General features: G+C 58.8%; 16 protein-coding genes. All 16 read left to right on the forward strand.

Translation table 11 applies throughout. The features are described from left to right. The first annotated feature begins 264 nt into the window (after positions 1-264). The 16 genes from rem (at position 265) to AC1DNK_RS02805 (ending at position 14,565) form a co-directional block, all read left to right on the forward strand. The gene (gene rem / locus AC1DNK_RS02730; protein ID WP_112387615.1) at positions 265-936 is read left to right on the forward strand and encodes a transcriptional activator Rem; all 672 of its coding nucleotides are present in this window, start codon (positions 265-267) and stop codon (positions 934-936) included. A gap of 126 nt (positions 937-1,062) precedes the next feature. Then, complete coding sequence (locus tag AC1DNK_RS02735; protein ID WP_477939179.1) at positions 1,063-2,424, forward strand: flagellar hook protein FlgE; 1,362 nt, start codon at positions 1,063-1,065, stop codon at positions 2,422-2,424. A gap of 21 nt (positions 2,425-2,445) precedes the next feature. After that, on the forward strand, positions 2,446-3,993 hold the full coding sequence (gene flgK / locus AC1DNK_RS02740) for a flagellar hook-associated protein FlgK (RefSeq protein ID WP_477939181.1): 1,548 nt from the start codon (positions 2,446-2,448) through the stop codon (positions 3,991-3,993). A 3-nt stretch (positions 3,994-3,996) separates the two neighbouring features. Continuing rightward, complete coding sequence (locus AC1DNK_RS02745) at positions 3,997-5,124, forward strand: flagellar hook-associated family protein (protein ID WP_112538197.1); 1,128 nt, start codon at positions 3,997-3,999, stop codon at positions 5,122-5,124. Positions 5,125-5,160: 36 nt separating this feature from the next. Continuing rightward, positions 5,161-5,508 (forward strand): flagellar biosynthesis regulator FlaF, encoded by a 348-nt coding sequence (gene flaF / locus AC1DNK_RS02750; protein ID WP_112387619.1) that lies wholly within the window; start codon positions 5,161-5,163, stop codon positions 5,506-5,508. Continuing rightward, positions 5,505-5,954, forward strand: coding sequence for a flagellar biosynthesis repressor FlbT (gene flbT / locus AC1DNK_RS02755; protein ID WP_112387620.1), 450 nt, complete (start codon positions 5,505-5,507; stop codon positions 5,952-5,954). Before flaF ends, flbT begins: the two co-directional genes overlap by 4 nt. Next, positions 5,945-6,391: a flagellar hook assembly protein FlgD gene (flgD, locus tag AC1DNK_RS02760; RefSeq protein ID WP_112387621.1), complete on the forward strand. Its 447-nt coding sequence runs from the start codon at positions 5,945-5,947 to the stop codon at positions 6,389-6,391. Before flbT ends, flgD begins: the two co-directional genes overlap by 10 nt. 78 nt (positions 6,392-6,469) lie before the next feature. After that, positions 6,470-6,736: a flagellar biosynthesis protein FliQ gene (fliQ, locus tag AC1DNK_RS02765; protein WP_112387622.1), complete on the forward strand. Its 267-nt coding sequence runs from the start codon at positions 6,470-6,472 to the stop codon at positions 6,734-6,736. A gap of 92 nt (positions 6,737-6,828) precedes the next feature. Then, positions 6,829-8,916, forward strand: coding sequence for a flagellar biosynthesis protein FlhA (gene flhA, locus AC1DNK_RS02770; protein ID WP_112387623.1), 2,088 nt, complete (start codon positions 6,829-6,831; stop codon positions 8,914-8,916). Further along, a complete protein-coding gene (locus AC1DNK_RS02775) occupies positions 8,913-9,665 on the forward strand; it encodes a flagellar biosynthetic protein FliR (RefSeq protein ID WP_112387624.1) in 753 nt (250 codons plus the stop codon). The genes flhA and AC1DNK_RS02775 overlap by 4 nt, the downstream gene beginning before the upstream one ends. Positions 9,666-9,669: 4 nt before the next feature. After that, entirely contained in the window at positions 9,670-10,080 is a 411-nt protein-coding gene (locus AC1DNK_RS02780; protein ID WP_477939182.1) for a hypothetical protein, read from the forward strand. Positions 10,081-10,115: 35 nt separating this feature from the next. Further along, positions 10,116-10,679: a rod-binding protein gene (locus AC1DNK_RS02785; RefSeq protein ID WP_477939183.1), complete on the forward strand. Its 564-nt coding sequence runs from the start codon at positions 10,116-10,118 to the stop codon at positions 10,677-10,679. An 11-nt stretch (positions 10,680-10,690) separates the two neighbouring features. After that, entirely contained in the window at positions 10,691-11,056 is a 366-nt protein-coding gene (locus AC1DNK_RS02790) for a hypothetical protein (RefSeq protein ID WP_112387627.1), read from the forward strand. Next, positions 11,056-11,595 carry a hypothetical protein gene (locus tag AC1DNK_RS02795; RefSeq protein WP_112387628.1) on the forward strand — a complete coding sequence of 180 codons (540 nt, stop codon included), beginning with the start codon at positions 11,056-11,058 and terminating at the stop codon, positions 11,593-11,595. Before AC1DNK_RS02790 ends, AC1DNK_RS02795 begins: the two co-directional genes overlap by 1 nt. A gap of 284 nt (positions 11,596-11,879) precedes the next feature. Next, entirely contained in the window at positions 11,880-12,719 is an 840-nt protein-coding gene (locus AC1DNK_RS02800; RefSeq protein WP_112387629.1) for a WecB/TagA/CpsF family glycosyltransferase, read from the forward strand. A 115-nt stretch (positions 12,720-12,834) separates the two neighbouring features. Continuing rightward, entirely contained in the window at positions 12,835-14,565 is a 1,731-nt protein-coding gene (locus AC1DNK_RS02805) for a succinoglycan biosynthesis protein exop (RefSeq protein WP_477939185.1), read from the forward strand. Positions 14,566-14,699 lie beyond the last annotated feature (134 nt).

Consider the following 14,699-nt stretch of genomic DNA (forward strand, 5'->3'; position numbering starts at 1 on the left):
AAAAGAGAACAAAGCGGAATCGTGTCAAAATGTGGCAGGAATCCGCCAGAATCTGGCCACGCAAGACCTAATTTACCGGTCGTTAACTTTTCCACGAAATTTTTGTGTGCATAACTGAGGTGGCCTACTATATGTAGAGCAAATCGGGACACAAAAGTTAATCAACTATTAATTCCCGCCATTAACTTCCAACACCTTGTTCCAGATTCACGCGATTCGTACCCATAGATCATTGAAGTGCCACACTGATTCGGAGGCGGACGAATGATCGTCGTGGTTGATGAGCGAGAGCTCGTTAAAGATGGATATACATCTCTATTTGGCCGGGAAGGCATCCCTTCGACCGGTTTTGATCCAAGCGAATTTGGTGAGTGGGTACAGACGGCGGCGGATTCGGATATCCAGGCCGTCGAGGCGTTTCTGATTGGCCAGGGCCAGCAAACCTTCGAGTTGCCGCGGGCCATCCGCGACCGTTCGCAGGCGCCGGTGATTGCAGTCAGCGATCAGCCGTCGCTTGAAACGACGCTTGCACTTTTTGATTGTGGCGTCGATGACGTGGTTCGCAAGCCCGTCCATCCCCGCGAAATTCTCGCCCGGGCCGCGGCTATCCGCCGCCGCCTGAAAGCGATTGCAAGCCACACCGATATCGGCGGCATCCGCGTCTTCTCGGACGGCCGCGATCCCGAGATCCACGGTGAGGTCTTTGCGTTGCCGCGCCGCGAGCGCCGCATCCTCGAATATTTGATCGCAAACCGCGGCCGCCGCGTTACGAAGACCCAGATCTTCAACGCCATCTACGGCATCTTCGACGAGGAAGTCGAAGAGAACGTCGTCGAAAGCCACATCTCGAAGCTGCGCAAGAAGCTGCGTAAGAAGCTCGGTGTCGATCCCGTCGATTCCAAGCGCTTCCTCGGTTACTGCATCGACTGGAACTGATTTCAGCGACGGGCCTCGCCGCGCGGCAGCGGTGCTTAAGATTTCCAAAGCACCGCCCGCACCAGACAGCTTCACGCAAGGCCCGCCAAATACTCTCCGGACTATCAAGGAAAACGAGGTTTTCAGATGAGCATTTTTGGCAGCATGAAGACGGCAGTGTCCGGCATGAACGCCCAGGCGAACCGCCTGAGCACCGTCGCCGACAATATCGCGAACGCAAACACCACGGGCTACAAGTCGGTATCGACGGCATTCTCGTCGCTCGTCCTGCCCTCCACGGCCGGGAACTACAATTCCGGTGGTGTTCAGACGTCCGTCCGCCAGTCCGTGACTGCCCAGGGTGACCTCTCCTACACGACTTCAGGCACCGACCTCGCCATTTCGGGCGACGGCTTCTTCATCGTCCAGAGCCCGGACGGAACCTCGGTTCTGACCCGCGCCGGCGATTTCACCAAGGACAAGAACGGCAATCTGGTCAACGCCGCCGGCTTCACGCTGATGGGCTACCCCTACACGGCCGGCCCGCCGGCAGTCGTCGTCAACGGCTTCGATGGTCTGGTTCCTGTTAACGTCAACCAGACAGGTCTGACCGCGATCGAATCCACGTTGGCAACGTTCTCTGGCAATCTGAATTCTGACATGCCCGTCGTTGCTGCAACCGATCTGCCAAGCGCCAACCAAGATCCGGGCGCTACGGCAGCCGGCGTGTCCAACACCTTCAAGACCTCGATGGTTGTGTTCGACAAGCTTGGCGGCAAGGTTCAATACGACTTCTACTTCACGAAGTCCGCCGCAGCGACGGCTGCCGACAATACGACGACTCCGCCGACATCGGCGACATCTGGCACTTGGGACGTTGCTATTTATCGTAAGGATGGCGCAGCAGCATCGGGCACGAGTTCGTTCCCCTATTCGCCGATGCCCGATTCGCTGGTCGCTTCTGGCACAATGGCCTTCAACGCCACCGGCGGTCTGATCACCGACGCTGCGGATCCTGCTGCCGGCACGATCACCGGCAATCTCGCAATCGCCGATACAAAGAGCGATCTCAACATCGATCTCGATCTCGCGAAGTACACACAGAAGGCTTCTGCCAGCAGCGGCACCGGTTCGCCGAATGGCCAGGCCGCAAGCGAAGTAACCGGTGTCACCATCGACAAGGATGGTACGGTCTACGCGAACTACAAGGAAGGCGACCCGAAGCCGGTTTTCCGCATTCCTCTCGCAACCGTTGCAAGCCCGGACGAGCTGACGCTGCTTAGCGGCAACGTTTATCAGGCGAACGGCCGCTCCGGCGTCACTGTCACCGGCTTCCCGCAGACCAACGGTCTCGGCACCCTCCAGGCCGGCGCGCTCGAAGGCTCGAACGTCGACCTCGCCGGCGAGCTGACCGAAATGATCGAGTCGCAGCGCAGCTACACGGCCAATTCCAAGGTCTTTCAGACGGGTTCGGACATCATGGACGTCCTCGTCAACCTCAAGCGATAAAATCAGGGTAACCGGTAAGCCATGTCGCTCACGTCAGCACTTAATACGGCACAAAGCATCTTCAACAACACGGGCACGCAGAGCGCGACCGTGTCGGGGAACATCGCCAATGCCGGCAACAAGGACTATGTGCGCCGGCAGGCGATGATCACCACGTCGTTGAACGGCGCATCGGTGGTCAAGATTGATCGGGCGCAGGAGGATGCTCTCCTAAAGCAGTACCTCGCCAGCAATTCGCAGGACAGCGCCCAGCAGACTCTGCTAAATGGTCTGGAAGACGTGAAGAGCGTTCTCGGCGGCAACGACTACGAGACCTCTCCGTCTGAATATCTCAGCGCCTTCCAGAAGAAGCTGGCCGCATTTCAGACGTCGCCGAACAATGTCGTCGCCGCGCAGGGTGCGATCAATGCGGCGCAGGATCTCGCCAACTCGCTGAATAACGCTACGGCTTCCGTCCAGAACACCCGGGCCGCTGCCGACAAGTCGATTGCGACCCAGGTCGACACGCTGAACTCGTTGCTATCGCAGTTCGAGACGGCCAATAACGCCGTCAAGAACGCGGTGAACACCAATTCCGATCCGTCGGATGCGCTCGATCAGCGCGACAAGCTGCTGAAGCAGATCTCCAGCATCGTCAGCGTCAAGCCGGTATCGCGCAATGGCAGCGATATGGCGCTCTACACCTCCGATGGTGTGGTCCTTTTCGATACCATTCCCCGCGAGGTAAAATTCACGGCGACCCCGACCTATCAGGCGAGCGACAAGGGCAACGGCGTCTATATTGACGGCGTGGCGCTGGCTATGGGGCAGGGCGGCACGACCTCCGGGCAAGGAAGCCTCCAGGCGCTGCTTCAGATCCGTGACGATGTCGCGCCAAAATTCCAGAGTCAGCTCGACGAGATCGCCAAGGGACTCGTCAACATGTTCGCCGAAACGAAGACCGACGGCAGCTCGACGACGCCGGGACTATTCGTCTGGACGCAGTCTCCAAGCGGTGCTGCGGGCGGAATGCCGACCGTCGATCCGGTCACGGGGCAGTACGCTATCATCAATGGGATGGCGGGATCGATCAAGGTAAACTCGGCAGTCATCACCTCTCAGGGTGGCGATCCGATGAAGCTGCGCGACGGTTCGATCAACGATCCGGACCCTATGCCGGCGATTCCTCCTTACGTCCCCTACAGCACCAATCTTTCGGGCAACGGCGGTTATACGGATCAGCTCGACACGTACTACAATGCCATGGGCGCCAAGATAGATTTTGATCCTGGCACCGGTGTCTCTGGCTTCAACACGGGCTCGGGTCTCGATTCCAACGTCAGCATCATGGATTTCGCCGCCAACTCCATCGGTTGGCTCGAGCAGTACCGCAGCAGTGCAAGCGATGCGTCCGAAAACACCTCTGCTGCCCTGGCGCGCTCCGATCAGGCCTATTCCAACGAGACGGGCGTCAACCTCGACGAAGAGCTGACTCTGATGCTCGACATCGAGCAGTCCTACAAGGCGGCAACGAAGATTTTGAACGCCGTCGACGAAATGCTGAAGTCATTGCTGGATATTGCGAGTTAAAAAATGAAAAGCTCTTTTATTTCTAGTTCAGCCATTCAAAACGCCATGCGGCTGACGATCCGTCAGTCGCAGAACCAGATGGTGCAGTCGGCGGTTGAGGCCAGCACCAAGATGTACGCCGACGTCGGTGTTGCGCTCGGCGTGAATACGGCCAAGAGCGTCGATTTCAACCGCGAGATCGACCGCATCAAGTCGATCAAGGATAGCAATTCGGTCGTCAATCTTCGTCTGGAGATGTCGCAGAACGGTCTCGACGCAATGAACGGCGCTGCCGATGACCTTGTTGCCAAACTGACGGCCCTGAAGGGAAGCCAGAGCGCAGACACGATCACCGTCACGCTGCAGCAGGCATCCAGCGCGTTCTCGCAGCTGATGGATACCGGCAACTCGCTGACGAACGGCGAATATTTGTTCTCGGGCATCAACACCGATGTCGCGCCGCTGACCGACCAGAGTGCTGCGGCAATGTCGGCGATGCAAACCAATCTGAAGGCCTATGCCAGCGCGCTGACCGATCCGGTGACCGGCAATCCCAAGACCGTTGCCGACCTCGATGCCACGGACATGAAGAACTTCACCACCATGTTCGTCGAGCCGATGTTCATGCAGGATACTTTGCCTACAGGATATCCCGTCGGTGCTCCGGCTCCGACAGGTGGCCTGACCTACGACACGACGCCACCGGCTTGGGGCAACTGGTCGTCGGCATCCAACCAGAACATGACGAGCCGCATCAGCAACTCGGAAGTCGTCACGTCTTCGACCAATGCCAATTCGGACGGTATGCGCTATTTCGCCATGGCGACGGTCATGACCAAGGCGCTGACCAATCAGGGATTGGGTACGGCAGGCATGTCGGGTCTCTCCGACGCCGCCATCGACTACGCCGGCCGCGCGACCACCGGTATCACCGGCCAGCAGAGCCAGCTCGGCCTGTCGCAGGAGCGCGTGACCAAGTCGAACGCCGCACTCGACGCACAGTCCAGCATTCTGCAGGGCAAGCTTATCGATCTGACAGGCGTCGACCCGGTTGAAGCCACCACGATCGTCAAGAACATGGAGACGCAGCTTCAGACCTCTTACACGATCATCTCGAAGATCCAGCAGTTGAGCCTTGTAAATTACCTTTGATGATCAAAGGCGCGCATTACAAAGAAGGATGCATGAATGTATCAGTTCTCTTATGCCGAGGTCATGCAAGACTCGGTGACCGATGCGAAAGAGAGAGAGCGGCAAGTTCTCGATCGGTCTATCGAAATGCTTGCTGCGGCGCGCGAGAAAACAAAATACGGCCGGGAAGCCATTGAGGCTCTGTTTTATACCCGCCGCGTTTGGGTGAGCTTTATCGAGGACCTGAAGCACCCCGACAATCAGCTTGAAGTCGAACTGCGTGCCAACCTCATCTCCATCGCGATCTGGATTCTCAAGGAATGCGACAGGATCAGACGGCGTCAGTCCGATAACTACCAGGGCATTATCGACATTACCATCATCATCAGGGATGGACTTAAATGAAAAGTACACTTCGCATTTCGCTTAAAGCCGGAGAGAGAATCTTCATCAACGGCGCGGTCTTGCGCGTTGACCGCAAGGTCGCGCTGGAATTCCTGAATGATGTGACATTCCTTCTCGAAAACCACGTCCTGCAGCCTGAAGACGCGACGACGCCTCTGCGCCAGCTCTACTTCATTGCCCAGATGATTCTGATCAATCCTGAGGGCAAAGAGCAGTCGACGGTGATGTTCCGCAAGTCGATCACCATGTTGCTGAGCTGCTTCCGCAATGAAGAGATCCTTGCTGAGCTGAAGCGCATCGACGGTCTGGTCTCGACAGGCCGCGCGTTCGACGCTCTGAAGGCCATCCGCTCGATGTACACGCTTGAGGACAGCATCCTCAACAACCAGGAAATGGCGCCGGCGATGGTCGAACAGATTCGCAAGGAGATTGCACCATGGCGGTAGACGCACTCTCGGGCGTAGGCTCTTCCGCGTCGGGCAACACGTCTTCCGCGCAGCAGAAGGCGACGTTGAACTACGACAACTTTCTGCAGTTGCTCATCGCGCAGATGAAGAACCAGGATCCGACGGATCCCGTCGATGCGAGCCAGCAGATGGCGCAGCTTGCCAGCTTCTCGCAGGTCGAGCAGACGATCCAGACGAACACCAAGCTTGACACGTTGCTGTCCAGCTCCAGCCTCACCCAGGCCGGCAGCTATATTGGCAAATACATGGAGAGCGCCGACGGCAGCGTCAAAGGTGTCGTATCGTCGGTCAAGGTTTATTCCGACGGCATCATTGCAACGACGAAGGATGGCGGTAAGATTCTGGTACAAACCGGTGTCACCATCTCTGATTCGGCACCAACGACGCCGAGCACTGATACCGGCAGCTCCACCTAGTCGAGCTCGCTTGAACAATGAAGACCTACAGTCCGGTTTGTGTCGGGCTGTTTCTCCAAGGCGATATGAGGTTGCCTGATGAATGAAGCTGACGCACTCGATCTGTTCCAGGCAGCCATCTGGACCGTGCTGGTTGCGGCTGGCCCGGCAGTTGCCGCTGCCATGGTCGTCGGTCTCGTCATCGCTCTTTTTCAGGCACTCACGCAGATCCAGGAAGCGACACTGACCTTCGTCCCGAAGATTGTCGCCGTCCTGATTACCGTCGGCATCTCCGCGCCCTTCGTCGGCGCGCAGATTTCGATCTTTACCGACATGGTATTTTCGCGCATCCAGTCCGGCTTCTGAGCCACCCTCGCGCAAGCTTCGCCATTTAACTGTCGATCCGAATAGGGCGGGTCCCGGTATCCGCCTCCTCTCATGAAGAGACGGAACCAGTTATGGCGCAACCACCTGCACTACCCCTTCCGAAAGTCGCACCGAGTTTGCGCGATGTCGGTTTTGCCTTCGGCATCATCGTCATCATCTGCATACTCTTCCTGCCGATACCGCCATTTCTGATCGACCTCGGCCTGGCATTCTCGATCGCCTTCTCGGTGCTGATCCTCATGGTCGCGCTGTGGATCAAGAAGCCGCTGGAATTCTCGTCCTTCCCGACCATCCTGCTGATCGCGACGATGACGCGACTGGCGCTGAACATCGCGACGACACGCGTCATTCTCTCGCACGGCAACGAAGGCCACGATGCGGCCGGTGGCGTCATCGCCGGCTTTGCCAGCCTCGTCATGTCCGGCGACTTCGTCATCGGTCTGATCGTCTTCCTGATCCTGATCACCATCAACTTCATCGTCATCACCAAAGGCGCGACGCGTATCGCCGAAGTCGGCGCGCGTTTCACCTTGGACGCCATCCCCGGCAAGCAGATGTCGATCGATGCCGATCTTTCGGCCGGTATCATCGACGAGCGCGAAGCGCAGCGCCGCCGTAAGGAGCTGGAAGAAGAAAGCTCCTTCTTCGGTGCCATGGACGGTGCGTCGAAATTCGTTCGCGGTGACGCGGTCGCGGGTCTTCTGATCACCGGCATCAACGTTTTCGGCGGCATTATCATCGGCTATTTCCGCCATGGCATGCCGATCGGCGAAGCTGCCGACGTCTTCGTGAAGCTGTCGGTCGGTGACGGCCTGGTGTCGCAGATGCCGGCGCTTATCGTCTCACTGGCCGCCGGTCTTCTCGTCTCCCGCGGCGGCAATGTCGGCTCCACCGATGAAGCGGTTATCGGACAGCTGTCCGGTTATCCGCGCGCTCTTTCGGTCTCGGCGGCACTGATGTTCATTCTCGCCCTGATGCCCGGTCTGCCGACCATGCCCTTCACGCTGCTCGGCGGCCTGATGGCCTTCGGCGCCTGGTTCATCCCGCGCCAGATCGAGGCGGAGAACAAGGTTCGCCGCGACCAGGAAGAAAAGAAAGTCGTCGCCAACAAGGAACTGGAGAAGGACTCGGTCAAGTCGGTCCTTCGCACCTCCGAGATCGAGCTCGCGCTCGGCAAGATGGTCTCGACCCGCCTGCTCGGCGCCCACCAGGAGCTGGCTTTCCGCGTTGGCAAGATGCGCAAGAAGTTTGCGACGCAATACGGCTTTGTCGTCCCCGAAATCAAGGTTACGGACGATATCGCCATTGCCGAGAAATCCTACCAGATCCGAATTCACGGAACGACGATCGCCGCCAACCAGCTGCGTGTGGGCGAAGTGCTCGTCGTCACCGGCTCTGGCCGCAAGCCGCGCATCCCGGGCGATGAAATCCGCGAACCCGCTTTCGGCATGCCGGCTGTTTCCGTTCTCGAGGCCTTTACCGAGGATCTGAAGCGCGAGGGCTTCCAGCCGATCGACAACGTCTCCGTCGTCTTGACGCATATGAGCGAAGTCATTCGCAACAACCTGCCGCAGCTTCTCTCCTACAAGGACGTCAAGGTTCTCATCGACCGGCTCGACCCGGAATACAAGAAGCTGGCGGACGAGATCTGCACCTCGCACATGTCCTATTCGGGTCTGCAGGCGGTCCTCAAGCTGCTGCTTGCTGAGCGCGTCTCGATCCGCAACCTGCACCTCATTCTGGAAGCCGTCGCCGAATTGGCGCCGCATGTCCGCAAGACCGAACAGATCGTCGAACACGTCCGCATCCGCATGGCGCAGCAGATCTGCGGCGACCTTGCCGACAACGGCGTGCTGCGCGTGCTGCGACTCGGCAGCAAGTGGGATCTGGCCTTCCACCAGGCTCTGAAACGCGACAACAAGGGCGAAGTCGTTGAGTTCGACATCGATCCGCGTGCCCTTGAAGAGTTCAGCGAGCAGGCGACGAAGGTTATCCGTGAATTCATGGACCGCGGTCTGCCTTTCTGCCTTGTCACATCGCCGGAAACGCGCTCCTATGTGCGCATGATCATCGAACGTCTGTTCGCGACGCTTCCGGTTCTGTCCCACGTCGAGTTGGCGAAGGGCATCGAGATAAAGATTTTGGGCTCGGTTTCATGATAACAGACCCGCAGGGCACCATCCTTGCGCTCTTTCTGATTTTTTGCCGGATGGGTGGCTGCGTCCTGGCAATGCCGGGTTTTTCCTCGGCGCGCGTGCCTGAAATCCTGCGGGTCTTTGTTGCTGCCGGTCTGTCGCTTGCCGTTCTGCCGCTGCTCTGGGATACGGTCTATCCCGCGGTCAGCGGTACCAGCGCCAGCTATATCGGGCTGATTTTCAGCGAATCGCTGATTGGTGTCATGTACGGCCTCTTGGCGCGGCTCTATACGATGGGCTTCCAGTTTGCCGCCACCATCATTGCCATGATGGTCGGCTATACCTCGCCGGGCGGCCAGGATGTCGTCGAAGATACGCCGGAAACCAGCCTGTCCGGCTTTATCACTTTCGCCGGGATCATGATCCTGTTCCTGATGGACTTTCACCACATCGTCTTCAAGGCTCTGATCGATTCCTACACGACGATGCCTTTTGGCGGCTTGACCGATGTGCGCGCCAACCTCATCTCGCTGACGGACACGCTGGTCTCGACGACCTCCATCATGCTCAGGCTTTCTAGCCCGTTTCTGCTCTACAGCATGATGTTCAACGTCTCGATCGGCTTCATCAACAAGCTGGCGCCGCAGATCCCCGTCTACTTCATCTCGACGCCATATCTGATACTTGGCGGGTTGTTCCTGTTCTATTTCTCCGTGGCCGCGCTGATCAGTCAGTTCGCGGAATCCTTCCCGTCCGTCTTCATAGGCATGTAGCGAAATGGCGGAAAAATCCCGTTCGCAGAAACTCAAGCGCCTTGTCGCAGTTCAGCGCCACCTCGAGCAGATGGCCGAGTACGACCTTGCCGAAACCACACGGCAGCGTGCCGAAGTGAACGAATCGATGGATACGGTCATCATAGCACTTGGCTCGGTCGATCCGATCCACCGGGTATTCTCGCAGAATTACGCCGACCGTTTCGAGCGCCTCAGCACCAAGGACAAGCAGCTGACGGGCATCCAGCAGCTGCATGAGATGCGTCTGCAGCATGAGCGGGCTAAGGGCGACCGGCTGGAGGAGGGCATGAAAGAGGCCCAGGAATCCGAACGCCGCGAGGCGGATGACAATGCCGTCTACGATATCATCGATCAGAAGTTTGCAACGCCAGCCTCCAGCAAGCTTCAAAAATAATAATCGCCGCAACCTTACATTAGAGGATTGTGACGTTGGCTATTTCGCCCCCTAGTGATCTCGTCCTGGACGTTGTCAAAGCTGCGGACCCGACCGAGGTTCAGGCTGCCCAGGAAAAACTCATGGCGACGCGCGCCGCCTTCAGGGCAAACAGCCTTGCTGATGCCGGTAACGGCTTTTCGTCCAAGGTCGATGTTCTCGAAAACGCTGCCGCCAAGACCGGTCTCAACGACGTCAAGAATCGCACCAAGACCGAAGAGATCCCCGAGACCTATCGGAAGTTCGAATCGATGGTTCTACAGAACTTCGTCAAGAACATGCTGCCAAGCGATAGCGAGCAGGTCTACGGCAAGGGCGCCACGGGCGATATCTGGAAGGGCATGATGGCCGAGCAGCTCGGCAACGTCATGTCCAAGGGCGATGGCATCGGTATCGCCAAGGAACTTTATCACGACGCTCTTCGCAAGAAGGAAGGCGCCATCGTCAACGCTAGCGCAGATCAGAACGACCGCAAGGTCGCCTTCAGCATGGTCGACGAGTTCCAGCGCAAGACATTTGGCACCCCGACTGCGGATGCCAAGACCAATAATGAAGCATAACCGAGGATAAAATGGAAATAATCTCAAACGAATATCGCATCAAGTCGGTCCTCGGCCGCCTGGAGATGATCATCGACAACGAGAACACGCGGATCGGCAACGACCCGCAGTTCGATCTCAAGGTCTCCAACGCGCACAAGAGCCGTTGCCTCTATGAGCTGTCGATGTTGTTCAGCGATACCGATCCGGCAGAGCTTGCCGCTTCGCATCTTGAGCAGTTGCATGGCCTGAAGAAGAAGCTGACGCTGAACGCGCGCCGTGTCGAGGCTCACCTCGAAGCCGTTCGTGCTGTCGCCGATATTCTGAAGAACGCCGTGCAGGATGCGGATGCCGACGGCACTTATTCCCAGGAACAATTCGTCGCGCGTGATGCCTGATGCTTAAACTCGTCTTCACAGGCGTCTGGGTCTGCGCGATCACGCTGGCTTCGGTCTATTTCTCGGTGAAAATGGCCACCGCGCCGGCACCGCCGCCGGATGATTCCAAGCAGGCGCAGCTCGAGCTTGTCAAAGGCGAGACCGTCACCATCCCGATCATCGGCGATGGCGCCGTCACCGGATATTTCATCGGCCAGCTCTCCTTCATGATGAACAAGGATGTCGTCAAGGGAGCCACTTTGCCGCTGACCGAGATGACCACCGATCAGCTCTTCACGCTGCTCGTCGGCAACAAGATGGTCGATATCAGCAAGGTCAAGTCTTTCGATCCGCAGGCGTTCCGTGATGCGATCAAGAAGGGCATGAACGAACGGCTGGGCGGCGAATACATTGCCGACGTTATGCTGCAGCAGCTCGACTATCTGTCCAAGGAAGATCAGAAGGCGGCGACATCGGGCCAGCAGCCGAAGATGGGCAAGCCGGTCAAGATCGTCGAAGCGGCGCCTGCCGCCGATGCGGCGGCCGCGCCGGCGCACTGATCACATTGACAGTCAGGATCAAAATGGCGCCCTCGGGCGCCATTTGCGTTTGGGAGCTGACGGTTAACCAATGCTTTCTCCGGTTCCCGCAATGCAACGGATTTTCCTAAAGGTTGTTTGAAGTCAAGCTGATATACCCTCGGTTAGGACAGTTTTGGCGAGGTGCCCGGGATGGCGGGTATCGTCATGACAGCCACACGCCGGCGGGCAGCTGCCGGTTCGGATATTTGTCGCTCGTTTTCCGGGATGCTGGGCGCATGAAGCACCCCTTGCAGGAGGTTGGGATGAATTTGATCGCGAATTTCGCGGTTATGGCCTCGCGCCGCACGATTTTCGACGTGCCGGTCTGCGATCTCGGATGGGACGATGCCCTCGTCTTCATCAACGAGCTGGCGTCACTGCCGGTTGGCCAGACGGTCATCTCCTTCGTCAACGCGCACAATATGCTGATGACGCTGCGCGACCCTGAATATCGCGAGATCCTCGAACACAACCTCGTCCTGCCTGACGGTATCGGGCTCAACATCGCCTCGCAGGTCTCGCATGGCGGTCCGTTCCCGGCCAATCTCAATGGCACAGATTTCGTGCCAGCTCTGCTGACGTTCATGGAAACGCCGCGGCGTGTCGGCCTGATCGGCGGCAAGCGCGATGTCGTCGAGCGGGCGGCTGAGAACTTTGCCAGACACGCGCCTTGGCACGAGTTCATTGTCATTTCGGATGGCTATTTCGACAAGGATAATCCGGTCGATGTCATCAGCGAACTCGATGCCCAGCAAGTCGACATGCTGATCGTCGGCATGGGCACGCCCCTTCAGGAGAAGTGGGCGCATCGCCATATCCGTCCGGAACATGCGCGTCTGGTGCTGACGGTCGGTGCTCTTTTCGACTTCGTCTCGGGCGAGATACCGCGCGCGCCTGATACCATCCGCATGATGCGCCTCGAATGGGCCTACCGGCTTGTTCAGGAGCCGTCGCGCCTTTGGCGCCGCTACGTTGTCGGTATCCCGGTCTTCCTGTTTCATGTGCTGCAATACCGATTCAGCCGCCGGGAGCGGATCATGAAGCTGGAAGGCGACCGCAGCAGTCAGCTGCCGCTTCAGAAGCGCAGCGGCTCACAGCGCTGACCGCGACCTTGGTCTTCTGTTAACCATTTCTTTGCCATGAATCTTTAGGCTGGATTAATACTCGCGCGAGTGCGGGCAACCAGCCGGATCATCACGTGCATGAGAAATGGCGTCCATGTATGACAACAAGGCATTGAACGGCAGACGAGCCAGCGCGCCGGATCTCCGCGCGTCACCGCATGCGCCAAATTCGGGCGCTGCTGTCCTTCCTTCGGAAGCCGAGCTTCTTCGTGTCATCGAAAAGGCGCTTGACGAGCAGCGCCGCGCGCGGGCAGCAGCTGCAGCGCCGCTGACAAGCCGCATCGAAGCCATTCTCTCCCCCCGGTTCGAAGCCGCCAACGATGTCAAGACGCCGCCGCCAGCTGCGCCGGTCGTGACGCAGCCGGCATCGGTACCGCACGAACCGGCCTTCATTCCCGCCAATACCAACGATATTACCTTCCTTGAGATCGGTGATGCGCCGCGCCGCCTTCCGGTCAAGCCGGTGGCGTTCGCGATGCTCGGCCTGATGCTGGGCGCCGCCTTTCCGCTGATGATGCCGCAGGCGCCGGTACGCTATGTTGCCGAAATGGCGTTGCGTGTTGCAGCCGATACCGCCACACGCCCGGCGCTGACATCGGCTGCGGCCAAGAAGCTCGTCTCGGCGCCGGCCATTGCCGCCACGGTCGCCGCCCTGAAACTTGACCGGGATCCCGAATTTGCAGGCGACCAGCCAAATGCGGTTGGCATCGCTGTCGATCTGCTCTCTGGCAGCGGTGCTGCGGCAGACGCGGCATCCCGCGCAGAAACGGCCGTCGCCGCTGCGATCGACGCAGTGCCGGATGGCAGCACTGGTCTTGTGACGCTCAGGATCTCCACCTTGGGCGCCGAAAAATCCAGGCAGATCGCCAACCGGCTCTCGACAATCTTGACCGGCGCACCGGCAGGCAATGTCATTGAGGCCAATGCCACACTTCGCAACGCCTACGATCAGGCGCGCGCCGAACTTGATGCCTTCACGGCCAAGGCCGGGGAGGGCAATGTCAAAGTCGCCGCCGATCTTCAGCAGCGCATCAATCAGCGCGATGCCGATCTCAAGATCGCCGAGCAGCGTATCACCATCTCCAAGGAACGTGCCGATCGTCTGAAGACTGCAAAGGCAAACGACGTGATCAACGGCGTCTTGCCTGCGGAGATGATGTCACCGGTCCTGCTGGATGCACGCGACAGATATGCGGTCGAAAAGGCGTCGCTGTCGCAACTCTCCATCGATCTCGGCCCCCGCCATCCGAAGCTGCTTGCGCAACAGGCGATCGTCGATGGTCTGCGCGACAAGCTCACCCAGGAACTGTCGCTGCAAGCCAAGGATGCTATTGCGGATGCCAAGGCCGCCGTCGATGCGCGTCGCAAGCTCAGCGACGAGCGCAACGGCATGATCGCCCAGAGCCGTGACACTGGTGTCGATCTGGCCAGGCTGACGGAACTGCGCGACAAGGCCGGCGCCGCCAAAGCCCGCCTCGACAATGCCTTGCCATTAGGCACATCGCCGTCCGCATCGGTCACGGTCCAGAGCCCGCCGAAGGTGACTGCGGCGCAGGCTGGCTACGCAACGCCGATGCGCTGGGCAATCGGCGGCGGAATCGGTCTGCTTGTCGGGCTCGCCACCTCGCTGGCATTGTCGCTCGTGCGCAGGCGCGACGAGGATGCATTCGATATTCCGGTTCTGCCGGAGACGGTAGAGCCTGTGGTGCTCCATGAGCCACAGGTCGAGGAAGCGGCGGCGGAGCCGGATGAGCTCGAGCGCCTGCGTGCGGAGCTTGCAGAACTGCGCAGCAAGTTCCAGACCTATGCGGCAAGTGGCCGCTGACCTTCATCTTCTTGGCAACTGGCAGCATCATTGCCCTTGCAATTGCCGCTTTTAAACAGGATAGGGCGTTCTGAGGCAAACGGCGCTGCTGGCAAAGTCCTAGCTTTGCGCACGAACGCACAGGCGGGAGAGAC

Source organism: Rhizobium sp. 01N424, from assembly GCF_056399485.1.